General features: G+C 73.0%; 37 protein-coding genes. 3 read left to right on the top strand and 34 right to left on the bottom strand.

The genetic code is table 11. From position 1 onward, the window contains the following. On the top strand, window positions 1–451 hold a 451-nt coding region (locus tag FB454_RS35110; RefSeq protein ID WP_222433947.1), incomplete at its 5' end, for a helix-turn-helix domain-containing protein. Window positions 452–735: 284 nt separating this feature from the next. On the opposite strand, the gene FB454_RS30310 is transcribed toward FB454_RS35110, so the two are convergent. From FB454_RS30310 to FB454_RS30295, 4 genes are read right to left on the bottom strand one after another with little or no spacing between them, the layout of a single operon-like run. After that, a complete protein-coding gene (locus FB454_RS30310; protein ID WP_145755501.1) occupies window positions 736–1,296 on the bottom strand; it encodes a hypothetical protein in 561 nt (186 codons plus the stop codon). Then, on the bottom strand, window positions 1,293–1,535 hold the full coding sequence (locus tag FB454_RS30305; RefSeq protein ID WP_145755500.1) for a hypothetical protein: 243 nt from the start codon (window positions 1,533–1,535) through the stop codon (window positions 1,293–1,295). Before FB454_RS30305 ends, FB454_RS30310 begins: the two co-directional genes overlap by 4 nt. Beyond that, window positions 1,532–2,038 carry a hypothetical protein gene (locus FB454_RS30300; RefSeq protein ID WP_145755499.1) on the bottom strand — a complete coding sequence of 169 codons (507 nt, stop codon included), beginning with the start codon at window positions 2,036–2,038 and terminating at the stop codon, window positions 1,532–1,534. Before FB454_RS30300 ends, FB454_RS30305 begins: the two co-directional genes overlap by 4 nt. Beyond that, window positions 2,031–2,378, bottom strand: coding sequence for a hypothetical protein (locus FB454_RS30295; protein ID WP_145755498.1), 348 nt, complete (start codon window positions 2,376–2,378; stop codon window positions 2,031–2,033). The genes FB454_RS30300 and FB454_RS30295 overlap by 8 nt, the downstream gene beginning before the upstream one ends. Before the next feature lie 80 nt (window positions 2,379–2,458). Between FB454_RS30295 and FB454_RS30290 the strand changes: the two genes are divergently transcribed. After that, entirely contained in the window at window positions 2,459–2,668 is a 210-nt protein-coding gene (locus FB454_RS30290) for a hypothetical protein (RefSeq protein ID WP_145755497.1), read from the top strand. 186 nt (window positions 2,669–2,854) lie between these two features. Here the strand turns inward: FB454_RS30290 and FB454_RS30285 are convergent, their stop codons facing one another. The 15 genes from FB454_RS30285 to FB454_RS30220 form a co-directional block, all read right to left on the bottom strand. Continuing rightward, window positions 2,855–3,376, bottom strand: coding sequence for a hypothetical protein (locus FB454_RS30285; RefSeq protein ID WP_145755496.1), 522 nt, complete (start codon window positions 3,374–3,376; stop codon window positions 2,855–2,857). Continuing rightward, window positions 3,373–3,969 carry a DUF1643 domain-containing protein gene (locus tag FB454_RS30280; protein ID WP_145755495.1) on the bottom strand — a complete coding sequence of 199 codons (597 nt, stop codon included), beginning with the start codon at window positions 3,967–3,969 and terminating at the stop codon, window positions 3,373–3,375. The genes FB454_RS30285 and FB454_RS30280 overlap by 4 nt, the downstream gene beginning before the upstream one ends. Further along, on the bottom strand, window positions 3,966–4,349 hold the full coding sequence (locus FB454_RS30275) for a hypothetical protein (RefSeq protein ID WP_145755494.1): 384 nt from the start codon (window positions 4,347–4,349) through the stop codon (window positions 3,966–3,968). Before FB454_RS30275 ends, FB454_RS30280 begins: the two co-directional genes overlap by 4 nt. After that, complete coding sequence (locus FB454_RS30270) at window positions 4,346–4,909, bottom strand: helix-turn-helix transcriptional regulator (protein WP_145755493.1); 564 nt, start codon at window positions 4,907–4,909, stop codon at window positions 4,346–4,348. Before FB454_RS30270 ends, FB454_RS30275 begins: the two co-directional genes overlap by 4 nt. Beyond that, window positions 4,906–5,469 (bottom strand): helix-turn-helix domain-containing protein, encoded by a 564-nt coding sequence (locus FB454_RS35555; protein WP_316250340.1) that lies wholly within the window; start codon window positions 5,467–5,469, stop codon window positions 4,906–4,908. The genes FB454_RS30270 and FB454_RS35555 overlap by 4 nt, the downstream gene beginning before the upstream one ends. Further along, window positions 5,466–5,939, bottom strand: a complete 474-nt coding sequence (locus FB454_RS30260) for a single-stranded DNA-binding protein (RefSeq protein ID WP_145755492.1) — start codon at window positions 5,937–5,939, stop codon at window positions 5,466–5,468. Before FB454_RS30260 ends, FB454_RS35555 begins: the two co-directional genes overlap by 4 nt. Continuing rightward, complete coding sequence (locus FB454_RS30255) at window positions 5,929–6,147, bottom strand: hypothetical protein (RefSeq protein WP_145755491.1); 219 nt, start codon at window positions 6,145–6,147, stop codon at window positions 5,929–5,931. Before FB454_RS30255 ends, FB454_RS30260 begins: the two co-directional genes overlap by 11 nt. Further along, on the bottom strand, window positions 6,141–6,503 hold the full coding sequence (locus FB454_RS30250; RefSeq protein WP_145823988.1) for a hypothetical protein: 363 nt from the start codon (window positions 6,501–6,503) through the stop codon (window positions 6,141–6,143). The genes FB454_RS30255 and FB454_RS30250 overlap by 7 nt, the downstream gene beginning before the upstream one ends. After that, window positions 6,503–7,078 carry a helix-turn-helix domain-containing protein gene (locus tag FB454_RS30245; protein WP_145755489.1) on the bottom strand — a complete coding sequence of 192 codons (576 nt, stop codon included), beginning with the start codon at window positions 7,076–7,078 and terminating at the stop codon, window positions 6,503–6,505. Before FB454_RS30245 ends, FB454_RS30250 begins: the two co-directional genes overlap by 1 nt. 4 nt (window positions 7,079–7,082) lie before the next feature. Beyond that, window positions 7,083–7,256 carry a hypothetical protein gene (locus FB454_RS35105; protein ID WP_186461693.1) on the bottom strand — a complete coding sequence of 58 codons (174 nt, stop codon included), beginning with the start codon at window positions 7,254–7,256 and terminating at the stop codon, window positions 7,083–7,085. Window positions 7,257–7,338: 82 nt separating this feature from the next. Then, window positions 7,339–7,989, bottom strand: a complete 651-nt coding sequence (locus FB454_RS30240; protein ID WP_145755486.1) for a ParB N-terminal domain-containing protein — start codon at window positions 7,987–7,989, stop codon at window positions 7,339–7,341. Then, the gene (locus FB454_RS30235; RefSeq protein WP_145823987.1) at window positions 7,986–8,321 is read right to left on the bottom strand and encodes a hypothetical protein; all 336 of its coding nucleotides are present in this window, start codon (window positions 8,319–8,321) and stop codon (window positions 7,986–7,988) included. Before FB454_RS30235 ends, FB454_RS30240 begins: the two co-directional genes overlap by 4 nt. 125 nt (window positions 8,322–8,446) lie before the next feature. Then, on the bottom strand, window positions 8,447–9,334 hold the full coding sequence (locus FB454_RS30230) for a hypothetical protein (RefSeq protein WP_145755484.1): 888 nt from the start codon (window positions 9,332–9,334) through the stop codon (window positions 8,447–8,449). A 64-nt stretch (window positions 9,335–9,398) separates the two neighbouring features. After that, window positions 9,399–9,953, bottom strand: coding sequence for a hypothetical protein (locus tag FB454_RS30225; protein WP_145823986.1), 555 nt, complete (start codon window positions 9,951–9,953; stop codon window positions 9,399–9,401). Window positions 9,954–10,049: 96 nt separating this feature from the next. Then, window positions 10,050–10,397, bottom strand: a complete 348-nt coding sequence (locus FB454_RS30220; protein WP_145755482.1) for a hypothetical protein — start codon at window positions 10,395–10,397, stop codon at window positions 10,050–10,052. 177 nt (window positions 10,398–10,574) lie between these two features. Between FB454_RS30220 and FB454_RS30215 the strand changes: the two genes are divergently transcribed. Continuing rightward, on the top strand, window positions 10,575–11,042 hold the full coding sequence (locus FB454_RS30215) for an IPT/TIG domain-containing protein (protein ID WP_145755481.1): 468 nt from the start codon (window positions 10,575–10,577) through the stop codon (window positions 11,040–11,042). A 95-nt stretch (window positions 11,043–11,137) separates the two neighbouring features. On the opposite strand, the gene FB454_RS30210 is transcribed toward FB454_RS30215, so the two are convergent. The 15 genes from FB454_RS30210 to FB454_RS30140 all read right to left on the bottom strand — a co-directional run bounded on the left by FB454_RS30210 (window position 11,138) and on the right by FB454_RS30140 (window position 22,565). Further along, entirely contained in the window at window positions 11,138–11,509 is a 372-nt protein-coding gene (locus tag FB454_RS30210; RefSeq protein WP_145755480.1) for a hypothetical protein, read from the bottom strand. Between the two features lie 163 nt (window positions 11,510–11,672). Further along, the gene (locus FB454_RS30205; RefSeq protein ID WP_145755479.1) at window positions 11,673–12,215 is read right to left on the bottom strand and encodes a hypothetical protein; all 543 of its coding nucleotides are present in this window, start codon (window positions 12,213–12,215) and stop codon (window positions 11,673–11,675) included. Further along, entirely contained in the window at window positions 12,215–12,985 is a 771-nt protein-coding gene (locus FB454_RS30200; RefSeq protein ID WP_186461692.1) for a ParA family protein, read from the bottom strand. The genes FB454_RS30205 and FB454_RS30200 overlap by 1 nt, the downstream gene beginning before the upstream one ends. A gap of 562 nt (window positions 12,986–13,547) precedes the next feature. Then, the gene (locus FB454_RS30195) at window positions 13,548–15,011 is read right to left on the bottom strand and encodes a hypothetical protein (RefSeq protein ID WP_145823985.1); all 1,464 of its coding nucleotides are present in this window, start codon (window positions 15,009–15,011) and stop codon (window positions 13,548–13,550) included. Between the two features lie 27 nt (window positions 15,012–15,038). Continuing rightward, window positions 15,039–15,257, bottom strand: a complete 219-nt coding sequence (locus FB454_RS30190) for a hypothetical protein (RefSeq protein WP_145823984.1) — start codon at window positions 15,255–15,257, stop codon at window positions 15,039–15,041. A gap of 82 nt (window positions 15,258–15,339) precedes the next feature. Continuing rightward, window positions 15,340–15,723: a hypothetical protein gene (locus FB454_RS30185; protein ID WP_145823983.1), complete on the bottom strand. Its 384-nt coding sequence runs from the start codon at window positions 15,721–15,723 to the stop codon at window positions 15,340–15,342. Then, entirely contained in the window at window positions 15,720–17,837 is a 2,118-nt protein-coding gene (locus FB454_RS30180; RefSeq protein WP_145755474.1) for a hypothetical protein, read from the bottom strand. The genes FB454_RS30185 and FB454_RS30180 overlap by 4 nt, the downstream gene beginning before the upstream one ends. 61 nt (window positions 17,838–17,898) lie before the next feature. After that, window positions 17,899–18,282 carry a hypothetical protein gene (locus FB454_RS30175; RefSeq protein WP_145755473.1) on the bottom strand — a complete coding sequence of 128 codons (384 nt, stop codon included), beginning with the start codon at window positions 18,280–18,282 and terminating at the stop codon, window positions 17,899–17,901. A 14-nt stretch (window positions 18,283–18,296) separates the two neighbouring features. Continuing rightward, complete coding sequence (locus tag FB454_RS30170) at window positions 18,297–19,718, bottom strand: hypothetical protein (RefSeq protein ID WP_145755472.1); 1,422 nt, start codon at window positions 19,716–19,718, stop codon at window positions 18,297–18,299. Between the two features lie 2 nt (window positions 19,719–19,720). Then, window positions 19,721–20,173 carry a hypothetical protein gene (locus FB454_RS30165; protein WP_145755471.1) on the bottom strand — a complete coding sequence of 151 codons (453 nt, stop codon included), beginning with the start codon at window positions 20,171–20,173 and terminating at the stop codon, window positions 19,721–19,723. A 9-nt stretch (window positions 20,174–20,182) separates the two neighbouring features. Then, window positions 20,183–20,440: a hypothetical protein gene (locus FB454_RS30160; protein ID WP_145755470.1), complete on the bottom strand. Its 258-nt coding sequence runs from the start codon at window positions 20,438–20,440 to the stop codon at window positions 20,183–20,185. Next, on the bottom strand, window positions 20,437–20,685 hold the full coding sequence (locus FB454_RS30155; protein ID WP_145755469.1) for a hypothetical protein: 249 nt from the start codon (window positions 20,683–20,685) through the stop codon (window positions 20,437–20,439). The genes FB454_RS30160 and FB454_RS30155 overlap by 4 nt, the downstream gene beginning before the upstream one ends. Window positions 20,686–20,688: 3 nt before the next feature. After that, window positions 20,689–20,946, bottom strand: coding sequence for a hypothetical protein (locus FB454_RS30150; RefSeq protein WP_145755468.1), 258 nt, complete (start codon window positions 20,944–20,946; stop codon window positions 20,689–20,691). Between the two features lie 174 nt (window positions 20,947–21,120). Continuing rightward, a complete protein-coding gene (locus FB454_RS30145) occupies window positions 21,121–22,353 on the bottom strand; it encodes an MFS transporter (protein WP_186461691.1) in 1,233 nt (410 codons plus the stop codon). Continuing rightward, a complete protein-coding gene (locus tag FB454_RS30140; RefSeq protein WP_145755466.1) occupies window positions 22,353–22,565 on the bottom strand; it encodes a DUF397 domain-containing protein in 213 nt (70 codons plus the stop codon). The genes FB454_RS30145 and FB454_RS30140 overlap by 1 nt, the downstream gene beginning before the upstream one ends. Between the last annotated feature and the right edge of the window lie 10 nt (window positions 22,566–22,575).

Here is a 22,575-nt window from a genome sequence, read left to right as displayed (position 1 = left end):
CATCAACACCGACCAGCTCAGCGACGCCCTCACCCGCCTCGACCGGGCCCGGAACCTCCGCGACGCCCTCGCCCCCCTCGCCCGCCTCATCACCGAGGCCGACGAGGAGGCCCGCGCCGCCGCCATCGCCGCCGCCCAAGCCGGCCTGTCCGAGCGGGCCATCGCCGCGAAGTTCGGCATCGCGCAGCCCACCGCGCACTCCTGGCTGGACGGCCGCACCGCCGCGCCGATGCCCGCCCCCACCATCGGCGAGCGGGCGTGGCTCCTCCACCAGACCGTCCGCGCGGTGGAGACGATCGTCCACCGGCTCGACGGCGAGGATCTGCCCTCACCGCCCTACGGTGGGGTTGTCTCCGCCCGTTCCCGCCTGACAGAGGCGCGCAAGGCGCTCAACACGGGCGCGTGGGCGCTCGGTGAGGCCGGCAGCATCCTGGAGCAAGCCGGGAAGTAGACCGTACGACGGAAGGGCCCGCAGGGACGTCCCTGCGGGCCCTTCCGTCGTACGCGCTACAGGCCGGGCTGGCCCTGCGCCTCCAGGCCCGGGAACGCGGCCGCAATGGCCGTCCAGAACGCCGTAGCCGCCTCGCTGGCGTCTGCGGGCAGCTCCCCCGGCCGGAGGGGTGCACTGCGGCGAGAAGCCGCCCGTCAGGGCTGCTGACCCGCAGCGAGGGTCCGCCCGGCACCGCGAGCTCCAGCAGCGGGCCCGGCGGGTCTGGACCGCATCGTCGGGCAGGCTCACGGGGTCTCCTTGGGGGGTCGCTGGTGCAGGTGGATGAACGGGCCGCGCACCCCTGCGCTGAAGTGCGCGGCGGCTTCGAGGGCGGCCTTCACCCGCCGGGCCGGGGGCTGCCCGACGGTGGCGTGGAGAGCGCCGAGGGCGATGTCCTGGCCGCAGCCGACGGCGGCGTACCCGTCGGCGGGCTCGCCGACCTGGAAGTCGCCGTACACCTGGAACAGGCGGCCAGCGGTGCCGACGAGGAACGTGCCGCCGAGTTCCCGGCCGGAGTCGAGGGTGAGCCAGCCGCCGTCGACGAGGGTCTTCCGTACGGCGTCGATGAACGTGGTGGCCATGTGCCGGTCCAGCGCGGCCGGGGCGGTGGGGAGCTTCGGTGGGGTGAGGGCGTAGCGGAGCAGCTGCCCCATGCGGAAGCTGTCGGTGAAGCCCATCAGGTACGGGCCGTTGCGGAACACCTTCGCGTCGGCGCGGACGCTGCTGGACCAGCCGGGGCCGACTCCGGCGGAGTCCCCGCCGATGTGGACGGCGCCGCGGTGGACGAGGCCGACGATCGCGGTCACGCGAGCATCCGGCCGGTGCGCGGGTCGTACGGGACGGGCACGATCACCGGCGGGGGCGGCGCCGGGTGGATGTGCAGTTGCATTGCCGGCTGGGTGAGGTTGGCGAGGGGGCCGCGGAGCCGGTCGATCGCGGTCAGCGCGGCCTGCACGGTATCGGCCGGGTCGCCGCTGTCGGGAACGGTGATGCCCCGGTCGGCGAGACCCACGCGGAGGCGCTCCAGCGCGCTGGTGGCGGTCATCGGACGTCCGGCCCGGTGCTGTCGGCGGCGGCCTGGGAAGCCGGGGCCGGATCGGGCTCGGTGGGCTCCAAGTCGGCCTGTTCGGGGCCGCGGCCGGCACCGTACGGGCGGAGCAGCAGGCCGCCCTTGACGACGTGCTCGTACGCCTCGGGGTCGCGGCGGCGCAGCCGGGACAGCTGCCGCTCGCCGGGCCGGTACCACTCCCAGGCGGGCTGGGTGGTGACTCCGGCGGGCCACGCCTCGGGGATCGGGTAGCCGAGGGAGAAGGCGGTGCCTTCGCAGCTGTCGGTGGCGCGGCAGGCCAGGGTGGACGGGGTGACTCCGGCGTCCACGTCGATGGTGACGGTGCAGCTCTGGCAGGCGGGGCACCGGTAGGCGTTGAGGCGGCCCTTGTAGAGGGCTGTCACACCGGCGGGCCGGGTGTCGAGCCGGTTGGCGCGGTGGTCGGTGAGGGCCTGCTGGAAGCGGGCCATGCGGCGGCGCAGGGCGCGGGAGTTAGACACGGCTGGTCTCCTGGTCGGCTGCAAGGTGGGCGGCGAGGTCGACGGGGTGGACGGTGCCGCCGGCGGCGAACACCGCGGCGGTGAGGGCCGGGGCCTGCACCCACCGGACGGGAGGCTCGGCCGGGGTGGGCCGGTCGAGCGGGTGAGGCCAGGTGACGGCGAGGTAGAGGCGTTTGCGGGCCAGGTCGGTGCAGGCCAGGCGGGCGAGGCCGGTGCGGCCGTGCGGGTCGGTGACGGTGAGGACGTCGCCGGGTAGCGGGATCGGCCCGGTGGGTAGGTCGGTGACGAGGTGCTGGCCGCTGGTGCGGGCGGGGTCGACCGGGATTTTCGGTGCGGGCATCGGATTACCCCTTCCCCTCGTGGTGAATGTCTGCTACACTTTGGGGTGTAAGCAGGTGAGGGCGAACGAAGGAGCCAGAGATGAAGATCAAGGTCGAGGGAAACCTCAAGCGGATCGCCCGGTTCACCCCGTCGGCCTTCGCCGAGTGCCGCGCCACGGCGAACCCCGACGAGCAGGTCGCCCTGGACCTCCTCCGCGCCAACCCCGACATGAGCGCCGGCCGCGCGCTGGCCGAGGCCACCCGGCGGCGCAACGCGGAGGCCAACGCCGACTGGCAGGCCACCGCCTGAGACAACCCCCGGGCCCGGGCAACCGGGCCCCAGGCGTGCCCGCCAGCCGCAAGGCTGAGCAGGCACGCCTTTCGCGTGTCCGCCCGAAGCACGATCACCGCTGACACCAGCACCAGCCGAGCTGCTCCGCGGTCGGCGAGTGGACGCCGAGGAGACGCCCGAGCCACCCAGCCCGCCAGGACCGCTTCACTGGCCGGCCGCCGAGGTGCGGGTGATGGCGCCGCCGAGAAGCCGGTACCGATCCGGGTAGGCACGGGCGGCCGCCTGGGCGAGGATCGCGTGCTGGAGGGCGTTGATCGGCGCGGCCAGCTCGGCGAGATCCTGCCCGGCCGACGCCGCGGTGCCGACGACGTGGCACAGCGTCTCCCACAGCTCAGCGGTGAGCCCCATCGCCTTGTGCTCCAGCTCGGTGAGCAGCTCCCCGCGCTGATAGGGGGTGCCGGGCAGCGCACCCGGGTAGGGCGGGGTGCAGTGCGCCGACTCGCCGCAGTAGACGCCGGCGGTGTGGTACTCGTCCGTCAAGGGCGCATCCCGAAGGACGGTGGGCTGCGCGTGGCCGCGCTCGCGGAGCAGCCGCTCGATCAGGTTCGCTGCGCCCTTCTGCAGGGTCGGGTGGGCGGCGCCGGTGCGCAGGCCGGCGATGACCTCACGCTCGCCCCAGGTTGCGCTGTCCGGGGAAGCGGTCGACTCGTCTCCGGCGTGGCTCATCGGGTCTCCAGGGGCTCGTACGGAACAGGACGGGCGGTGCGGGGCAGGTAGAGCGGGTGGCCGGGGTGGCCGCCCTTGGTGATGGCCAGCGCGGCCATCTGCACGCCCCGCTGCGCGGTGAGCGCGGCGACCTGCCGGTGGCGGTCGAGGTGGACGCCGTGGGCGCCCCACGCGGCGATCAGCGGCCCACCGTTGGCTGCGATCCGGGTGAGGCGCTGGCCGATCACCCGGTCGTTGTCCGGGCCGATCGGGTCCGCGTGGCCGTAGAGGGCGCGCGGGTCTGTGGACCGGAGAGCGAACGTGTTGATGACGACCAGGCCGCCGCAGGCCCAGGTGCGGGCGTAGCCGATGCAGCGGCGGATGGTGGGGTCGTCGGTGAGCGCGTCGGCCGTGCTGGGGTTGAGCATCAGGAACGTGGCCGGTGGGCGGCGACGGTCCCAGGTGCGGGTCAGCTCGTACCGGTAGGGGTGGCAGCCGGCGCACACCGTCGTTGGCCGGCCGGGGTGACGGCGGCACGGCTGGGCGGGCCCGAACACGGCGGTGGCCGTCTCCCCCAGGGCGGGAGTCTCCGCGTCGGTGACCAGCGCGCTCATGCTGCCGCCTCGAACGGCTGGCGCATGCCGCGCGCCCGGTAGCCGGTCCAGCCGCCGCAGCGGGGGCAGCGGACCTGCACGTCGCTCGGCTTGGCGTAGAGCTGCCCGCCGCACGGCTCCCCGTCGGGCTCCAGATCGTTGTCGCAGACGCCGACGTGCAGGGCGTACTCCCGCCACCGGTTGGTGTAGCGGTCCCAGTCGCCGACCACCACGGCGCCCGGGCCCTGCACGGTCACGTAGCGGGCACCGTTGCAGCAGGCGAGACGAAGCGCGAGGGACCGCGCGGACGGCCAGTCGAGGAGCGGCTCCCGCGTCTCGACCGCAGCGACAGTGCTGCTTCCCTGCCAGGACACGAACACGGTGAAGGAGCCCGCCGTCATGCCGTCACCTCGGCGGGCGCGTCAACCGCGGTGAGCCGGAATGTCAGCCGGGTACCGACGGCGCGGGCGTACCGCTGAGCCGGGGCGACCATCACCCCGTCGGCGCCTTGCTCCCACAGCTGCACGGCCTTGTCGCTGACACCCATCACCGCGGCGACATCTTCCTGCCGCAAACCGGCGTCGATACGGATCCGAACCAGGTCACGGACCAGCACCGCGCGGGTGAGTTCGTCGGCCGCGGCCGGGCTGGCCGGGCGCATCGCCGCGTACACCGCAGCGAGGGGGTCACCGTCGTCGGGCAGCGGAGCGGCGATCTCAACAGCCAGCCGCCGCCCGTACAGGCGCGCCAGGGCTTGGAGGGTCCGCAGCTGCCAGTTGTCGGCCCGCTCAACCCGCCACAGGGCGCCGTGAGGGCTCTTCCAGCCCATCCGGGCGGCGACGTCCCGGCCGGTCAGGCCGGCCTCCTCCCGCAGCCCGCGGATCCCGGCGATCAGGTCCCGGCGTGCCAGGGCATCGTCGGGGTGCAGGTCCCAGAACCGGGCCGCGTACGGGGCGCTCACCGGACACCGGCCAGCGGCTCGATGCGGGGCTCCAGCCAGCCGCCGCAGCCCCGCAGGTGCCGCTGCGCCGCGGCCAGGTCGAGGTTGTCCTCGATCCGCTCGGCCCGGTTGATCGTGTCCAGGCTGACACCGAGACGCTGCCCCAGCTGCTTCTGGGTGAGCCCGGCCGCTTCCCGGGCGCGCCGCATGTCGTTGACCAGACCGGCGCGGGCGTAAGCGTCGACCGTCTCCGGCGCGCCGATCGTCTTCGCCGCGTACATGACGGCCAGGGCGTCCGGCTCCAGCTCGAACGGCAGATGCAGCGTCCACGTGAACCGGTGGTCGAGCCACCGCGCCCACCGCTGAAGCGTTCCGACGGTCCAGTAGCCGCGCAGCTCCATCGACTGGATCGACGCCTTCGACCGGCCGCCCCGGGCCGCAGCCGCCTGCCGCGACAGGCCCAGGCTCGTACGGACGGCGAGCAGCTGCTCACCGACGCGCAGCCGCGCCGTGGTGTCGTCGGGATGCACGTCGGCCACGCGGCTGCCGCCGTAGCGGCGCACCGGCGCCGGGGCGGTCACGGCCGCGTCTCCGGGCCGCCGCTCACCGCAGGCGTGGACCACGGGTCGTCCGGGTCGAACCCGCCCGCCGGCCGCTGCTGCGCCGTCGGGGTACCCGAACCGCGGCCCATCTTCTGCACCTTCGCTGTGGCGTACCGCAGCGACGGCCCGATCTCGTCTACCTCCAGCTCGATGACGGTCCGCTTCCCGGACCCGTCCCGGGCTTCGTAGGACCGCTGCCGCAACCGGCCGGTCACGATCACCCGGGCGCCGCGCTGCAACGACTCGGCCAGGTGCTCCGCCGGCTGGTTCCACAGCACGCAGGCCATGAACAGCGGCTCGCCGTCCTTCCACTGCCCGGACGCCTTGTCCAGGTAGCGGGGCGTCGAGGCGACACGGAACTTCGCCACCGCCGCCCCACCAGGGGTGAACCGAAGCTCCGGGTCGTCCGTGAGGTTCCCGACGATCGTCAGGGTGGTGTCACCGGCCACGGCCGGCCTCCTTCCGAGGGGTCATCTCGATGCGGTACAGGTCGACCCCTGCGGCGGTGCGCACCCACGCCAGGTCCCACCCGGACGCCACGAAGTGCCGCCCATCAGCGACGGCGGCGTGCTCGTTGCGGTACTCGTTGCGGGTGCGGAACTCCAGACCGGCCTTCACCAGCACGAGGCGGTACGGCCGGCGACCGGTGGTCACCACGGGGTCTCCTTCACGCGGGCCGGTCGCTCACCGGCACGCAGGTCGATTCTACCGGCGGGAACCGGCACGAAGGCGACACCGACGGCCGCCAGGTCGGCGCGCCGACGCGGCGAAATCACGTCGCCGAGGACCGCCGCCGCCGGCTCGTCGTACAACGCGACCGCGGCGGCCAGCACACCGAGCGCCAGATGCCGCACCTGCGCCGCGTTGACGGCATCCAGCCGGTACACGGCGGCACCCCGATGCCAGGCCACCAGCGGCCCGCCCACATGCACGGCGAGCGCATCCCACACCGCCAGCTCCCGGGCAGCGGTCTCCTCGGCCTCGTGGAGCAACTGCAACTCGTAGGCGTCCATCAGGCCGCCGCCTCCTCTTCGTCGTCCACGATTTCGGCGTCCACCACGGCGGACGACAGCGCGGCCTGCACCCGGTCGGCGAGGCCGTTGATCCGCTCGGCGGACACCTGGATGGGGCCGCCACCAGCGCCGGTCACTTCGAGGGCCTTGCGGGACGCCCACCGGTCCGGGAACGCCCGGGACAGGAACTCCAGGGCGACCTTGCCGTTGGGGCCGGCGATCGTCTCCTCGGTCTCTGTGTCCCCGTTGCGCAGCACCCGGGTGACCCTCTTCGTCACGTAACCGCCGCTGGCGTCCTTGATCACCGCGCCGACCATCCGCTGCTCGGCCTCCGCACGCGCCCGCGTCAACGCCTCGCAGAACTCGCGCTTGGCCTTCGGTGCTCCGGGTGCTTCGCCGTCTTGGATCCAGCGGTAGACGGTGGCGGGGTGGACGCCTGCGGCCTTGGCGGCGGTGTCGAGGAAGTTGCCGAGGCGGACGGCTTTGATGATGCGGTCGGCGGTTTCGGGGGTGAGTTTGGATCGGCGGCCGACGGTGCGGGCGACGTGCCGGCCGGGCTGGTCGGTGACGGTCACGAGGTCACCTGCCTGTTCCGAGGGCGAGGAAGGCGCCGACGATGCATGTCCAGGTGGCGGCTCCGGCGAGGAGTGCCCAGAAGATGGGGCTGGCGCTGATGGAGACCACGCGGAGGTTGAGGGTGGTCCAGCGGGGGTTGAGGGTGCGCTGGGGGGCGTGGTTGCGGTGTCTGCCCACGCTCTCCTCCTGCTGGTCTGCGGGTGTTGCTGGACGGCCGGACGGTAGGTCGGGGTGGTGGCTTACGTCCCGGGGCGCGGGGTCAGCGGCTGATGGGCCGGCAGTCGTAGCCGTCGAGCTGGAGCTGGGTGTGGACGGCGGCTTGTTCGGCTTCGTCGGCGCAGATGACGAGGACGCCGTACTGGACGCCGGCGGCGGGGGTGGGGGCGTCGGCCTGGTCCTGCTGGTCGTCGTCCCCGTCGGTGGCGTCGTCGCTGTCACCGCTGCTGGCGGGGTCGGGGCCGTCGAGGAGCCGGTCGATTTCCTCGGGGGTCCAGCCGAGGCCGGTGTAGTCGTCCTGGTCGCCGAGGATGTCTACGAGGCCGTCGAGGTCCCAGCCGGCGAGTTCGCCCTGACGGTTGTGGGAGGCGAGGAAGCCTGCTGCCTCCACATCATTCGGGGAGGCCCAGCCGCGCTGTACGGGTGCGAGCCACTCGCCGCGCTCACCGACGACGATGCCCTTCGGTGGGGGCTCACCGGAGTCGCGGAGGCCGCGGAGGGTGTCACGGCGGCCGTGTCCGGCGACGAGGCGGCCGGTGCGCTCATCCAGGATCATCGCGTCGGCGTAGCCGAACCGGGCGATGGAGGCGCGCAGTTCGGGGATGTTGTGGCGGCGGGGGTTCCGGTGGGCGCCGGGCAGCTGGTCGATGTCCATCAGCTCGGTCCAGCGGCGGCCGGTGTCGGTGTGGCTCACCGGCGGCGGTTGCGTCGGCGCTGGCCGCGAATCTTGGCCTTGGCGGTGCGGGCGCGGGCGCGGCCGACGGCGCGGATGCCGGGCTGGGGTTGACCGCAGCGGCAGCCGGTGTGGCTGAGGGGGCCGGTGGTGGGGTCGCCGAGGCGGGCGACGAGGTCGGCCCACACGATCGCGTCGGCCTCATCGAGGAGTGCGTCGGCGGGGACCGGGAGGAGGAGGTCCGGGTCGGAGCGCAGGGTGGCGCCGGGGATCCGCAGCGGCAGCATCCGGGTGGGGCCGAGCAGGGCGTCTGTGGCGTCCGCGTCGGCCGGCGTCGGGGGGAACGTCGTCATGTCGGCGGACGGTAGGAGCCGCGCGGGGTTTACGTCCTGGCCAAGATCGTTGTGGTGCAAGGGGGGTCTCCCGGGGGGCGGGACCGGCCCGGGTCGCTCACCCGGGCCGGTCTGTGTGGATGGGATCAGCGGTGTCGCAGTCGCGCGAGCAGGGTGCCGCCGACCGCGAGGGTGAGGGACACGGCGGTCACGGCCGACTTCGGGCCGATGTCGTGCCACATGTCGGCGATGATCAGCCCGAGCGCGGTGGACCACAGCAGCGCGGGGATCGTGGGCAGGCGGAGCGGGCGCAGGATCGGCAGGAGCGTGGCGCCCACACCGGCTGCGGCGGCCGCCAGGATCGTGATGACGGCCGCCATCTCGTCGGGAGGCCCGAACTGCGGTGCCGGCGGCGGGAACACCACGGCGGCGGTCACGACGGCCGTGGAGACGACGATCAGGACCCACAGCAGCTCCCGCGCCAGGCCCTGCCACGGGAGGGTCGCGAGGTGCTGCAGGAGGGTGACGGGCCGCTCGTGGCCGGGCATCGGCACCGCGTTGATCACCTCGGCGGCGTGCGGGCCCACGACGTCGACCACCGCGTCGTACAGGTTGTCCAGCATCCGGCCCCGGGCTACCGGGTCGCGGGTGGCGGCCATCCGGGTGAGGACCGGCCCGGCGTGCGCTTCCAACCACGTGTCGGTGATGGTGCGGGGGCCGTTGATGGTGGCGGCGTATTCGACGTCGGCGAGCAGGTCCAGCAGCGTCGCGGCGTGCAGGTCCGCCTCGGCCATGTCCCGGCCGCCCTCGTCGGCGATCGGTGACGGGCCGAACGCCTCGGGCCGCAGCCGGCCCATCTGCTCGTGCAGGGCGGCCAGCTGGCTGAGTAGACCGGCGCGGACGAGGCCGGACATCGGGTGGTTCAGTTCGGCGTAGGTGCGGTACGCCTGCCGATCCAGGGCGGCGTGTGCCTGCCGCGGTCCGGCGGTGGTGGGGCGGACGGTCCGCCCCGTGAAGGCTGTCAAGATCCTCATTCGGGGTCTCCTTCCTGACGCCACCGGTGCGGCCCGGTCGCTCACCGGGCCGCACGGGGAAGGGTCAGGCCAGAGTCGGCCGGGGCCGCAGCCACTGCTTGCCGATGTACTTCGCGCCCATCTCCCCGGCCACGGGGGTCGGGTCGTCGCCGGGGGTGAACACCACGTCGGCGAAGTGGATGCCCTTGCGGTAGGTGGCGATCAGCGTCAGGCCGTCGAGGCCGCGGTGCGGGTTCGACTCCACGTCGAACTCCCAGTCGCCTTCGATCAGCGCCCGGGCGTCGGGGATGAACTGGTTGGGTGCGGGCTCACCGATGTAGCGGGCGGTCGGCTCCTCCGGGTCGCGCAGGTACAGGCAGCCGGCCGCGTCCTGGTACAGCTCCACCGTCGCCTTGTCGAGGTTCGACACCTGGTCGATCTCGGTGTAGAGCACCGACCGCATCGGCAGCATCCGGGGCATGCCGCCGGTGGTGGTCTCGATGACGGCGGTCGGGTCGCCGACCTTCGAGCGGGCCTCGATGACCTGCGCCTGGGTGGCGGGGTGCACGCGCAGCACCGCGCCGTCGACGTCGCGCAGGAAGAACGTGATCCGGTTGTCGTACGTGATGCCGAAAGGCATGGGGTCTCCTCGTTCGCGGGGATGCGTCTGGTTGTAGGGACAGGGACTGGTGGTTGTAGGGACAGGGACTGGTCCCGCCAGGGTGGCGGGAGCTGGTCAGCGCGGCTCGATGGCGGGCTGGCCGGTCTCGGCCGCCCAGTGCTCCAGGTGCGCGTCCATCTGCTCGCGGGAGGTCGGCTCGTCCGTGTACGGCGACCCGGCGCCGCACGAGCAGCCCCAGCCGCCGTCCGGGCGGACGGCCGTGTTGTGGCCGGAGCGGCCCGGGTCGCCCTCCGGGTACGCGGGGATCGACTCGACGCGGGCGCGGGCGCCGTCGTGGATGCCGTGGCCGCGCTCGGCGTTGTAGCGGCGGACGAACTCCTCGGCGTCCTGGACGCGGGCGAACACCGCGATCGGCTTGTCGTCCTCGTACTCGCCGGCGCACACGATCGGGAGAGTCAACACGGGGGTCTCCGTTTCCGGCGGGTCGCTCACCCGCACACCCATACTGTAGCAGTCCTTAACCGCCGTGGGAAGGTGCCGCGCTGGACACGTCACTACCGGCAGCGCGTCCTAGGACAGCAGGTCGGCCGCTCCCCCGAGCGGGGACGCTACCCGGGTCGCGGACTCATCATCCGGGCCATGACTGCTCTCTTCGACGCCAGCGGCGCGCGCATCCCCAAGTCGTCCTTCCCGGCCACCAACGTGCCGGACCCGCAGATCCGTGAGGTCACGGCCCCGGTCTACAAGCGAGTGCCGTACGGGCCGACCGACGTGGCCGTGGACGGCACCCAGCTGGTGCTGGCGTACCCGGCCGGCACCCGAATCCCTCAGTCCGAGATCGACGCCCACTACCCGGCGGCCACGGTGACGCAGGTGACCCCGGCGACGGGCCCGGCGGCCGGCGGCACGGTCGTCACCATCACCGGCACGAACCTGTCCGGGGTGTCGGGGGTGACGTTCGGCGGGACTGCCGGCACGAACCTCCAGGTGATCAGCCAGTCGCAGATCAAGGTGACCACTCCGGCGAAGGCGGCCGGGGCGGTGGCGGTCGTGGTGGCCGACGACGCCGGCAACGTGACCGTGGCCAACGGCTACACCTACGTGTAGGGCCAGCGCGGCGGCGGCCACTGACCCACCCCTCAGCACTGGTAGACGGCTCTGGAGAGCCGCCCTTCGCCGGGCGGCTCTCCAGGAGTGGTTGGTCAGGCGGTCTCGGTGTGGACCGGGGCGGTGCGGCGGGGGGCGAAGTAGCGGACCAGCACGCCGGCGGGGATGTCGTACGCCTTACGGGCGGCCCAGCGGGCGGTGCCGAGCGTGTCGCGGCCGTCGAAGACCCGGACCGGCCCGAAGACGGTGCCCTCCGCACCGAACGCGACCTCGCCGTTGTCGAACAGGACGCCCGGGGTGACGGTGATGGTGACGCGGCGGCCGGTGCTGTCGGCCGACCAGGTGACGTCCACGACGGGAGTGGCGGAGGCGATCTCGGCGGCGGCCTCAGGGCCGTGCTGGGCATTGAAGGCGACGGTGGCGTCGATGATGGCCTGGATGCCGGGGGTGATAGTCGTCGCAGTCATCGGGGGTCTCCTCCCGTTGGGGCGGGTCGCTCACCCGCCTACACCCCAAACTGTAGCGGCGATTAACTGGGTGCGCAAGAGGGGCGCGGCCGAATCTGGCCGCGCCCCTCTTGGGCCGATGCGGGCTACAGCCGCACCTGGAGGTAGACGGCGGACCCCTTGGTCACCCGGCGTCCTCGACGGCCTGGGCGAGCGCCGGGCTGAGCAGTTCCCCGAGGGGCACCCGCTCCTCGTCGGCCCGGGCGATCAGGGCGTGCCATGCGTCCGGGTCGTGGTTGTAGGCGCTCACCAGCGCGGCCACGACCGAGGTCATGTCGGTGCCACGGATGAGGACGCCGTACTTCAGCAGCCAGTGGTCTCCGCCCGGCAGGTAGACCTGGAGGGGCTTGGTGCTGTCGACGTAGCCCGGTGGGGGCTGCGGGATGCCCGGCGCCGGCGGAAGCGGCGCGGAGCGGGCGGGAGCGGCTGGCAAGCGGGGTGGGGCCGAAGCACGCCGGCGAGGTGCGGCCGGAGCAGCTGCGGCGGGCGCGGTCGCCTTCGCTTCGGTGGTCTCCGCGGCCGGGGTGGGCGCGGGCTCCGGATCGGGCTGCGGGTCGCGGGCGAACGGCGGCCGGCCGGCGGGGCGGGCCGCGGTCGCGGCGGTCACCTCGTCCAGAATGCTGCCTCCGCCCGGGGCGGAGATGGTGGGGCGCTGGGGCTTCGGCATCAGACTGCCTCCTCTCTCTGGATCAGGCCGCTGGCGAGCGAGGCGAAGTCGCCGGCGCACCGCCCGTTGGGCTCGTACAGGTTGATCGGGATGTGCGCCTCGGTGGCCTCGCGCATCCGCACGCTGTCGGCGATCGGCGCGACGAGGCTGTCCGGGTACTGGGCCCGGAACGAGTCGATGAGCTGCTGGTCGAACGCGGTGTAGCGGCCGGGTCCGATGGCTTTGGCGCGGCCGACGACGATCGCGCTGATCCGCAGGTCCGGGTTGATGCGCCGTCGGACGGTCTTGACCATCTCCAGCAACTCCTCCATGCCCACCACGTCAAGGCCGGACGCCTGCACGGGGACGATGAGGCCCTCGGCGGCGGCGACCGCGGCGACGGCCAGGACGTCGAGGGTGTGCGGGCTGTCGATGATGTCGACGTCGATGGGCGCCTCGCTGGTCGCGAGGGCCGAGCGGAGCACGAGTTCGCTGCCGGGCTCGCGGGTACGTTCGACCTCGCGGAGGGTGGTCCACGACGGGACGATGTAGAGGTTGTCGACGGCGGTTCGTGACGTTACATCGTCTATGGTCGATTTGTCCCTGAAGACGTCTACAAGCCCCTCCCCCACGTTGTCCTTCGGGGGCAGCCAGTAGGTAGCGCTGCCGGCCTGCGGGTCGGCGTCGATGATGCGCACGCGCTTCCCCTCGGCCGCGAGAGCGGCGGCGGTGTTGACCGTGGTGGTCGTCTTGGTGCTGCCGCCCTTCTCGTTGATCACGGCGAGGATCACGCGCTCCCCGCTCCTTCTGTGCGATCCGGCCACAAGATGAGTCCTCCTTGCGATGGGTGTGGGATACCTCCGCGCATTCTGGCAGCGCGACGCCCGAGGGGGCAGTAGGCGCGCGCCCTGACGGTCGGGCCAGTGGCGAAGTCCACCCGCAGAGGGGCAGCTCAGATGGCATAAGCGCCGATGTGCGTGATCACCCGACCCCTCACTGACCCGATAGGTAGACCGGCTACGGGTCTGCCCACCAGGCGGTCGATCCGCCGTCGGCTGAGACGTCGACCGGTTCGCCCGACGGGCGCCCGGGCGTAGGGGGTGGCGGGGGAGCCTCCACATCAGCCCGTCGTCATGAGCGCATGACGGCATGACGACCGTCATGAACGCATGACGGCGCGACGGCGGGGGAGCGGGGTTCACAGGCCGACGTTCACACTGGCTGTCACCCCGCCCGGCGGCCCTACACGTTAGGTGCGCGCATGCGCGCAGGCGCGCGCGATACCTGAGAACATGTGAACATGCAAGAGGGGCCGACCGGTCACACGGTCGGCCCCTCTGCGGGTTCCCTGCTCTACGCGGTGGCCACCGGGACCGGCGACTGCGCGTCCTTCGCAGGCCCTGCCGTCACCTCAACGGCGTCTAGAGCCAGCGCGCCGAGGATGTCGTCACCCGTCGGCTCGGCCACCTTCGGCTCGCGAGCCGGAGTCGGCGCGCTCTGCTCCGGCACGCGCGCCCGCGTCTCCGGGGGCAGCAGCGCGGCGACCTCACCGGGCAGGTTCGCGGGGCGGGCACGCGCGCCGGACGCGATCTCCTGGGCGATCCGCACGCGCCACGGCTCGCGAGCCTTCCGCCCGTTCGCCGCGTTGCGGTAGCCGATCCAACCCGCGACGGTCGACCCGTCCGGCTCGCTTCCGTTCTTCTCCACCCACGCCGTGTACTGCGCATATGCGGCTTCGGCGCGCGCTGAGATCTCCGCCCGGGCGGCACCCGAGCGCGCGCCAGCGGCGGCGGGCTCGGCCGAGTCGGTGGACCCGCCGGCCGTCTTGGCGCGGGCCGGTTTCGGACGCGGCGCGGGCCGCGCCGACGCGCCCGGAACCGGCTCGGTGGGCTCGGCGCGCGTGCCGGTCGTCGGCGCGCTGTCGTCGGCGCGCGTGCCGGTCGTCAGCGCGGGGTCGTCAGCGCGCGTGCCGGGTCCGGCGGGCTCGCTGTCGGCTCGCGCGCCGGGCGCGCTCGGCGCGTGGGCGTTGTCGCCCGCCACCGGAGAGGTGAGGCGTTCGATGTCGTGCACGAGACGGACCCGCCGCGCCACCTCCTCCACCATCGTCGGGGTCGCGACCAGACCGAGGCGACGCAGCCGGGCCGCGCGGAACGGCTTCCACAGCGGCCAGCCGTGGTGCAGCTTGTGGGCGGCGGTCGTCAGCCGGCGGATCTGCCGCTCCTCGTGGACGACGCTCAGGTCGGCGTCGGTGGGGTCGACCAGGCCGGCCCACACCAGGATGCGGCGCGGGGAAAGGCGGAACGCTCCGCTCTTGCGGACCGACTCCCCGGCCGCTGCGGCCCGCTTCACGACGTCCGGGGCGTAGGGGATCCACCAGACGACGGCGACGAGCAGCGGCAGAACGATCCGCAGCGCGAACTCGGCCGTGGTGGCGGCGGTCAGGGCGACGACGAAGCCCATCGGGACGGCCACGATCCACACGAGCCGGCCGGGCCAGCCGAGGTTCCCGTGCTTCTTGTGGTGGTCGTCGGCGTAGGCGGCGAGGGTGATCAGCACGGCGCTGGTGACGCCGGCCAGCACCCACGCCGCTACGCCCTTCGCGCCGCTGATGACGGCGAGGTGGTGGAGACCCTGCGCCTCCCACAGCAGCACGAGCGGGGTGGTGACGGCGCGGCCGACCTTGGCCAGGGAGCGGCGCCGCACCTGCCACCACAGCAGACCGATCAGTACGGCGGCCAGGGCGGCACCGGTTGGCACGATCATCGCGCCCACCTGGTCGAGGGCCGGCGCCCACTGCGCCGGGTCGAACTGGTCCACAGGGGTCTCCTCAGTGTCGGGGCTCGCTCAGCCGCTGATCTTCTGGCGCACGGAGTTGTCGGAGGCGTAGTCGAGGTGGCGGGCCAGCGCGCGCTTCGGCACGCGGTGAACGCGCACCAGGCGGAGCAGACGCGCGCCGAGGGTGCCGCGTAGCTCGGCGACGCGCGCCTCCAGCTGCTCGATCTCGTCCTTCGCGGCGCGTGCCGCGTCGAGGTCGGCGCGCGCGTCGGGGGGCAGGGTCTCCATGTCGGAGCACCGTACCGTCGGGCGCGCACTGGTGTGCGCGGTCGGGGCGGGGTGAGCGTGTCGCAGATGCATCGGCGCGCTCCTAGCGGGCGATGGCGCGCGCCGGGCGCGCGTTGGAGGTGAGGGGGTTCGCGCGCCGGGGCGCGCTGGCGGGGAGTTCCGGCGCGCGGCGGGGCGTGCCAGCGATCTGGGTGAGCGCGGCGGCGAGCTGATCGGCGACCACCTCGGCGCGTAGCGCGGCGCGGTGGTCGCTGGGCAGCGGCGCGGAGAGAGTCACGTCGAGCCGAACCCGCCGGCCGGGGATCTGGGTGAGGGTGGCGACGACGACGCCGAGGTCCGGAACGTGCCGGCGGATCGGCTCGCTGCGGTGCTCGCCGGACAGGCTGAGGGCTTGGCAACGGGGGACGTCGCACCACTCGGGGTGGGTCTTCGGCGGGCGGGTCCAGCGGCGGCCGGTGATGGTCACGCTACCTCCTGAAGCTGCCGGGCGGTACGGGTCGCGAGCGCCCACTCGCCGTCGCGGTCGGTGCGGCGCACGCGGGCGCCGGGTCGGGACACCTCCCGGCCGAGGGAGGTGGAGACGGTGCTGCGGGTCGCGTTGATGGCGGTGGCGATGACGGAGGTGGTGGCCGGGCCGTGCTCGGTGAGGAAGTCGACCGCCTTGTCCACGACCGTGCCGCGCGCCCTGGGCTGCGCCGCCGCGGCAGGCGCAGCGGCCGGGACGGGAGCCGGGGAAGGGGCAGGGGCCGGGTTGGCTGCCTGAACGGTGATGACCTCACGGGCCGGGGCCTCTACGGGCATCGTGGGTTCGGTGGCCCGGTTGTAGCCGGGGCGGACCGCCTTCGGTGCCAGCGGCGACCGCTTCCACTGCTCGTAGTAGTCGCGGCCCGCGCCGCGGGCGGTGATCTCGTCCAGCGCCGGGCGGCGGGCGGCTGCCGCCTCCGCGTGCTCGAAGTCGTCCTCGTCCGCGACCGACGGCGTGCGGGAGAACGTGGCGCGGGCGCTGCCGGGGGCGATGGACTCCAGCACGCAGGTGCCCTTGGTGTGCTCGTACGGCTGGCCCGGGGGGTGCAGCGGGATCTGGTCCGGTGACGGCATGTGCGCCGAGAGGATCATGCCCTTGCCGACGGGCTCGTTGTTCCGGAACGCGACGACGTTGCCCTTGGTGTTCTGCCGGATGGTGTCGTTGTTGCCCAGCTCGGGGATGGACGGCATCTGCACGCCGACGGCCAGGCAGCCGCCGACCTTGCCGTCGAGCTTGACGATCTCGGCGACGAGGGACCGGCTGTCGGGGTCGTAGCGGAACAGGACGGGAATCTCGTCGGCGGCGACCCACAGGATCGGCATGTACTCGCCGAGGCGCATGGGCTGCCCGTCGACCAGCACCATGATGTCCGGGTCGTAGCGGGCGATGCCGTGGCGGATCTTGCCCTTGCTGGTCTGGAACGGCAGCTCACCGAGGACCGCGGACCGGGCGAACAGGGCGTTGCGGAACGCCTCCAGCAGCTCGATGCACTGCTCCGGGTCGCGGGCGATGTAGTCGGCCTGGCCCTCCTTGCCAGCCCAGGCCGGGAAGGACTGGCCGCCCTGCGGGCACGCCGCCCACGGCACGACCAGGCCGGTGTCGGTGACCTGGGTGCAGGCGGTGGAGAAGCCCTTACTCTTCCCGGACCCCGAGTCGCCGGCGAACACCGAGTTGACGGTGCCGGCCTGCGGCACGTAGATCGCGAACCGGCCCCGCGCCCCGTCGGGGTAGGTGGTGAGGGCTACGGAGCCGTGCTCCAGGCCCTTCCAGCTGTCGTCGTAGTCGGTCTTCGCGTACGTCTTGTTGGCGTTGACCTTCATAACGCGGGCGGTGTCGAGACGCTCCGACGCCTCCGGCTCGACCACGAACTCACCGCGCGAGCACCGGTATGCGGAGCCGATGAACTCCTGAGCGGCGACGGCCTGGCCGGTGGTGAACAGGCCCGGCTCCCCGACGATCACGCCTTCCCACTCGATGTTGCCCTTGCCGGGCTTCACGTCGATCAGCTCGGTGCCGGCGAGCCTCCGGTTCGGGGCACCCAGCTTCTCCGCCCAGATGACCTGCTGCGGGGTCAGCGGCTTCGGGCGGCGTACCCGCCGGTCCCAGATCCACGGGCCGGCGGCGGCGATGGTGAGCGCGGCGTGGATGCCGGCGGTCCAGGTCAGCGGCAGGGTCCAGGTGGTGAGGATCAGGGACCAGACGGCGGCGGTGGTGAGGCACGCCCAGGCGTAGACCTGCTTCGCGCGGCGGAGCTTGCGGCTCTGCCTGCTGCGGCGGCGGATCCAGAGGGCGAGGTAGACGGCGGCGATCGCGGTGCCGGCGGTGACGGTCTGCCATGGCTTGTGGGTGCCGTGGAGCAGCACCGCGGCGATGGCCAGCCAGAGGGAGGCGTAGAGCGGGGCGAGCAGCTGCCGGTACCGCCAGCCGTAGCGCAGCGACAGCCGGATGACCCAGGTGATCGCGCGGACGAGGCCGCTGATGAGGGCGCCGAGCGCGCGCAGCGGCCACCACACGCGGCGGCGCGGCGCGGGTTGCTGCTGGGTCTTGCCGAACACGGCTTCCTCCTTCTTCGTGGGGGCGGCCCCGGGCCGGAGTGGTCCGGGGCCGCCGGGTTGATCAGTTGGTGCGGGTGGTGGTGTTCGGTCCGGCGCCGTACGTCTCGCGTTGGGCGAGGCCACCGGCGGCCTGGCCGCGTTCGCGGATGGACAGGTGCTGGTCGATCAGGCCGAGGATCGTGCTGGCGATGCCGCGGCTGGCGTCGGCGTGCTTAGCGCGGTCGGTGGCGGCCTGGGCGCGCTGCTGCGCGCGGTCGCGGAGACGACCGACGGCCGCGACACCGGCCCCGGTCGGGCCGAACAGCCGGATCATGTTGCCGTGGAAGCGGTCGAACCGGGCGAGGTCCTCGTCTGCGAGCTGGCGGGCGGCGCGGGCGTCCTCGACGTCCCGGGAGGCCGTCACCTGGAGGTCTCCGGCGTACCGCTTCGCGTCGGTGAGGTTCATCTGGATGCTCCTGTTCAGATGGCGTAGGCGTCGGTGACGGCCATGCCGCCGGCCTGGTCGACGGCGGCCTTGACCTGCCGGTGCGGGTCGACCTCGGAGAGGGCCTGCCGGGCGTCGGAGAGGGTGCCGTCGGCCGCGGCGATCCGGGCGGCGGCGGCGTTGACGCGGCCGTTCGTGTGGTCGGCGAGGTCGCGGACAGCGCCGATCACGTCATCGGGGAAGTTGTAGCCCTCCACCCAGTGCTTGAGATCGGTGTGCCACTTGGCTTCCTCCATGACCCGCTGGAGGTAGGACTGGGCGTCCTCCCGCTCGGCTTCCTGCTCGCGGATGATGCTGTCCAGCTCGGCGCGGACCTGCTCCAGGTTCCGCACGTCACCGCCGGTCGCGGTCTCGATCGGCACCGTGGTGCCCCCTTCGGTCGTCGTGGTGTTGTCGCTGGCCAGTCGCAGGTGGCGGCGGTTGGTCCGCTCCTGCTCGTCGGCTGTCTTGGCGTGCCGCTTGCACAGGTCGCCGACCTCGGTGGCCTCGTCGGTGCACCGCTCGCCCGGACCCTGACCGCCGATCGGGGGCGACACGTGCCGGCACTGGCTGGTCCGGGCGTTCTCGGCGGCGACCAGCGCGTCGTGGCGGGTGCAGTAGCCGTTGCCGAGCTGCTCGTCGCGCAGGTCGGTGCAGTTCGAGCGGCCGGTGTTGTAGCGGCACAGGCGGTGAGGTTCGTCGCGGGCGACCTTCTTGAGCTCCTCGGTGAGGGTCTGCTGCTTCTCGATGGTGTCGATGCAGGTCTGGCAGTACGGCTCGCCGGGGGCCTTCGGGTTGGTGCACTGCTGGGTGCTCGGCCACGGCAGCGGGAACCTCTGGCACGTGTCGTCCTGCTGCTCGGCCGGGGCGGCCGGCTTCGTTTCCGGTGCGGCTGTGGGCACCGGCTTGGCCTTGCGGTCGGCGGTGGTGTTGCAGTCGACGCACTTGTCTCCGGGCAGGAGGATGGTCTTGCAGTCGGGGCAGCGCTGCCAGCGGGAGTCGGTCTTCCAGTCGTACTGGCACAGCTCCCGCTTGCGGTTCTGGTGCTGCGCGGGCCAGCCCATCTTGGCGAGGTTGGCGCGGCAGTCGGCCTGCGGGCATAGGCCCGGTTCGTCCGTGCCCGCCTCCTTCTTGGTGCGCTGCTCGTACCACTTCCGGGCGGTCGCGGATCCGGTGGGCCAGCCCTCCTTCATGCCCTTGGCGAAGCCGCGCAGGTAGAGGAAACCGCCGACGGCGCCGGTGGCGATCGCGGCGCCCACCTTGACGCCTGCGGGGGCCGGTTCGGGGCTGGAGCCCTTCCACGCCTCGACGCGGCCCCGGTAGAAGCCGGCGACGGCGGCCTTGCCTTTCCCTCCGGCCTTATAGATCACGGTCGCGATGACGGCGATCCAGATCAGGCCGATCCACGTGATCTCCATCGTTACTTCTTTCCGGTGCCGGTGAAGGAGCCGACGATGCTGCCGACGAACTCGGTGATGCCCTTGACCAGCTGCTCCAGGCCGTCACCGAAGTCGCCGGTGGCGGACCGGACAGCGAGGGGGAGCAGCGCGGCGGCGGCGAGGGTGATCCAGTCGACCTGCTTGCGCCACATGTGCACGGCAACCACGAAGAAGGCCGCCAGGGCGATGAGGCCGGAGACCTTCGCGTCGAGCTTGTCCATGGTGAGCTTGTCGATCAGCTTGGTGATGGAACCGACCGCGCCGTCCGCCTGCTCGCCGGCCCAGGTGGTGATGAGGCCGGACACCCCGGTCATGACGAGGACTGTGGTGACGCGCGGCAGCATCCGGTTGCCGACCGTCCAGAGCAGAGTGGCGATGACGAGGCAGGCGAGGCCGGCCCCGGCGGACACCGCGTAGGTGGCCTCGGGCTTCATGGGGGGTCCTTACTGCGAGAGTGTCTGGATGTCGCGGAGCAGGTCGTCGAGACCGACGTGGACCTTCCGCCAGGCGGCGGCGCGCTGCGCCGGCCGGAGACGCATGACGGCCGCGCGCACCTGGTCGTAGCGCACGGCGGCCTGGGCGGCCGGGTCGTCGCCGGCCTCGGCCCACTTGCGTCTCCAGGTCGCGTCTTCGCGCTGTTCCCGGCGGCTCTTGCGGGTCGACTTGACCGGGCGGCCCGGCTTGCGGTTGAGGATGTTCACCGGGTCACCACCGTCGCGCCGGAGCGGGCGACGGTGACGGTGGCGATGACCATGCCGCCGCCGAGCCGGTGCACCCGCAGGGTCCACTTCGTCAGGTCGGTGTTGAGGGTGCCGGTCTTGGCCTTGACCATCGCCTCGAACTGGGCCCGGAGGGCGGCGTTGTCGGCGGGGTCGATGTTGGCCTCCACCTCGGCCCTGACGAAGAGGCCGCGGTGGAGGCGCAACGTGTACCGGTAGGGGCTCACGGGTCAGCGGGTGACCTTCGTGCGCCGGTCGCTGATGATCCCGGCGACGACGGCGATGAGCAGGGCGCCGACGGCGCCGGCGAACGCGCCGTCGGGGTTGCCGCCGGGGGTGTGGCGCTGCACGAGCGCCACGGCGAGCAGGGTCACCATCGCGCCGAAGGCGAGGATCGTGGCGACGCTGAACGGGTTGATGGTGCTGGTGGGGCGCTGGGTGCGCCCGGGCCCCGGCATGGTTGCCGGGGCCCGACCGATCTCGGGCATGGGGTCTCCTTCGCATGAACGCTTACGCATAGTTGCGCATTGGCGTGCGCAGTTAGCGTATGCGGATCCATGCGGGGAGGCAAGGCGCGAACCGGGTGGGTCGGCATGGACGTCGCGCAGATGGCGAAAAGCCCCCGACCTGGTGCAGGTCGGGGGCTTGGCTGCGCGGCCGAGTCAGGGCTTTCGCAGCAGGGTGGGGATGGTCGCGGCGACGGACATGGCGAGGATGACGCCTCCGGCCACCATCGGTGCTCGCAGGCCGGCACTGGCGGCGATGAGTCCACCGAGGACCGCGCCGGCCGGTGACGCGCTGTTGGCGACGGTGCGGAACCCGGCGATGACGCGGCCGAGCATGTCCGCCGGGACGAGCAGCTGCCGCAGTCCCGCGTTGACGGTGGTGATGAGCGTCTGCGACGCGCCGATGGCGGCGAGCAGCGGCGCCGCCACCCACGGGCTGTCGACCACGGCGATGACCGGCCAGGCGGCGGCGTGGGCGACCACGCCGATCAGCAGGGCCGGTTCGGCGCCGACGGCACGGGTGATCCGGTGGGCGAGTGGCCCGATGACCACGCCGCCGGCCGCGAGGGCCGCGACGAGCAGCCCGAACCCGGCGTCGGTGACCCGCAGTCCCTGCTCGGAGGTGGCGTAGAGGACGAACGTCGCCCAGGCCGCGTTGTAGGCGAGGTTCGCGGCGGCGGCGAGGAGCGCGAGCGTACGCAGCCGGCGGTGCCGGGCGAGCCACAGCAGCCCGTCCTTCACGGCCCGGCCGATCGGGGCGGTGTGGTCACCGGCGGCGCGTAGCCCTCGGGGGAGCCTGGTCAGCAGTGCGGCGCTCGCGGCGAAGCTGGCCGCGTCGACCGCGTACGGGACGACTCGGGCCGCGGTGAACGCGGCGGCGCCGACCGGCGGCCCGATCAGGCTCTTCCCGGCGGTGTCGAGAGAGAACATGCGGCCGTTGACGTGGTGCAGGGTGTCCGGGTCGCGGTGGGCCAGCTCGGCGACGGCGGCCTGGAGGGCGATGTCGTGGAACACCTGCCCGGTGACCACGACGGCGGCGATGACGGCCAGGATCCACACGGTGGCCACGTCCAGGGCGACCGCCGCGGCGAGCGCGGCGACGGCGACAGCGCGGGTGATGTCGGCCGTCAGGACGGTCGCCCGGTACGGCCACCGGTCGACCAGCGCGCCGGCGAACGGCGCGACGACCACCCACGGCAGGTAGCCGATGGCGGTGACGGCGGCGACGGCCGTGGGTGAGCGGGTGAGGGCGGCGGCGGTCAGCGGCACGGCGGCGAGGAACATGCCGTCGCCGACGCTGGAGACGCCGACGGAGGCGAGGATGGCCCGTAGACCGCGGCCGCCCGGCCGGGCGGTGTGCTCAGCCGGGCGGGGGTTCGTCACGGTCATCAGTCGTGGTAGCCGGACCGGATCGCGGCCACGAAGGTGTCCCACTCGCGCGGGTTGTAGAACTGGGTGCCGCCGTCGGGGTTCTTGCTGTCGCGGATGGCGCGCCATCCGGTCGGGTGCTTCGCCACGGTGACGCAGCTGCCCTCGTTGCTGCTGGTGTCGAACGGGCCGAACTCGTTCAGCGGCGGCGGGGTCTTGTCCGTGCGGTCCATCGAATCTCCT

The organism is Micromonospora sp. CNZ297 (assembly GCF_007827625.1).
The sequence above is the reverse complement of the archived record's forward strand: the minus strand, read 5'-3'. Positions and strand labels throughout refer to the sequence as shown.

Coding starts and splice junctions, on each gene's coding strand:
- FB454_RS30305 (WP_145755500.1), bottom strand. CDS start 1,535: ATGACCGCCACCAGCGCGCTGGAGCGCCTCCGCGTGGGTCTCGCCGAC.
- FB454_RS30295 (WP_145755498.1), bottom strand. CDS start 2,378: ATGCCCGCACCGAAAATCCCGGTCGACCCCGCCCGCACCAGCGGCCAG.
- FB454_RS30290 (WP_145755497.1), top strand. CDS start 2,459: ATGAAGATCAAGGTCGAGGGAAACCTCAAGCGGATCGCCCGGTTCACC.
- FB454_RS30285 (WP_145755496.1), bottom strand. CDS start 3,376: ATGAGCCACGCCGGAGACGAGTCGACCGCTTCCCCGGACAGCGCAACC.
- FB454_RS30280 (WP_145755495.1), bottom strand. CDS start 3,969: ATGAGCGCGCTGGTCACCGACGCGGAGACTCCCGCCCTGGGGGAGACG.
- FB454_RS30275 (WP_145755494.1), bottom strand. CDS start 4,349: ATGACGGCGGGCTCCTTCACCGTGTTCGTGTCCTGGCAGGGAAGCAGC.
- FB454_RS30250 (WP_145823988.1), bottom strand. CDS start 6,503: ATGGACGCCTACGAGTTGCAGTTGCTCCACGAGGCCGAGGAGACCGCT.
- FB454_RS30235 (WP_145823987.1), bottom strand. CDS start 8,321: ATGACGACGTTCCCCCCGACGCCGGCCGACGCGGACGCCACAGACGCC.
- FB454_RS30230 (WP_145755484.1), bottom strand. CDS start 9,334: ATGAGGATCTTGACAGCCTTCACGGGGCGGACCGTCCGCCCCACCACC.
- FB454_RS30225 (WP_145823986.1), bottom strand. CDS start 9,953: ATGCCTTTCGGCATCACGTACGACAACCGGATCACGTTCTTCCTGCGC.
- FB454_RS30215 (WP_145755481.1), top strand. CDS start 10,575: ATGACTGCTCTCTTCGACGCCAGCGGCGCGCGCATCCCCAAGTCGTCC.
- FB454_RS30210 (WP_145755480.1), bottom strand. CDS start 11,509: ATGACTGCGACGACTATCACCCCCGGCATCCAGGCCATCATCGACGCC.
- FB454_RS30205 (WP_145755479.1), bottom strand. CDS start 12,215: ATGCCGAAGCCCCAGCGCCCCACCATCTCCGCCCCGGGCGGAGGCAGC.
- FB454_RS30190 (WP_145823984.1), bottom strand. CDS start 15,257: ATGGAGACCCTGCCCCCCGACGCGCGCGCCGACCTCGACGCGGCACGC.
- FB454_RS30175 (WP_145755473.1), bottom strand. CDS start 18,282: ATGAACCTCACCGACGCGAAGCGGTACGCCGGAGACCTCCAGGTGACG.
- FB454_RS30170 (WP_145755472.1), bottom strand. CDS start 19,718: ATGGAGATCACGTGGATCGGCCTGATCTGGATCGCCGTCATCGCGACC.
- FB454_RS30165 (WP_145755471.1), bottom strand. CDS start 20,173: ATGAAGCCCGAGGCCACCTACGCGGTGTCCGCCGGGGCCGGCCTCGCC.
- FB454_RS30150 (WP_145755468.1), bottom strand. CDS start 20,946: ATGCCCGAGATCGGTCGGGCCCCGGCAACCATGCCGGGGCCCGGGCGC.
- FB454_RS30145 (WP_186461691.1), bottom strand. CDS start 22,353: ATGACCGTGACGAACCCCCGCCCGGCTGAGCACACCGCCCGGCCGGGC.
- FB454_RS30140 (WP_145755466.1), bottom strand. CDS start 22,565: ATGGACCGCACGGACAAGACCCCGCCGCCGCTGAACGAGTTCGGCCCG.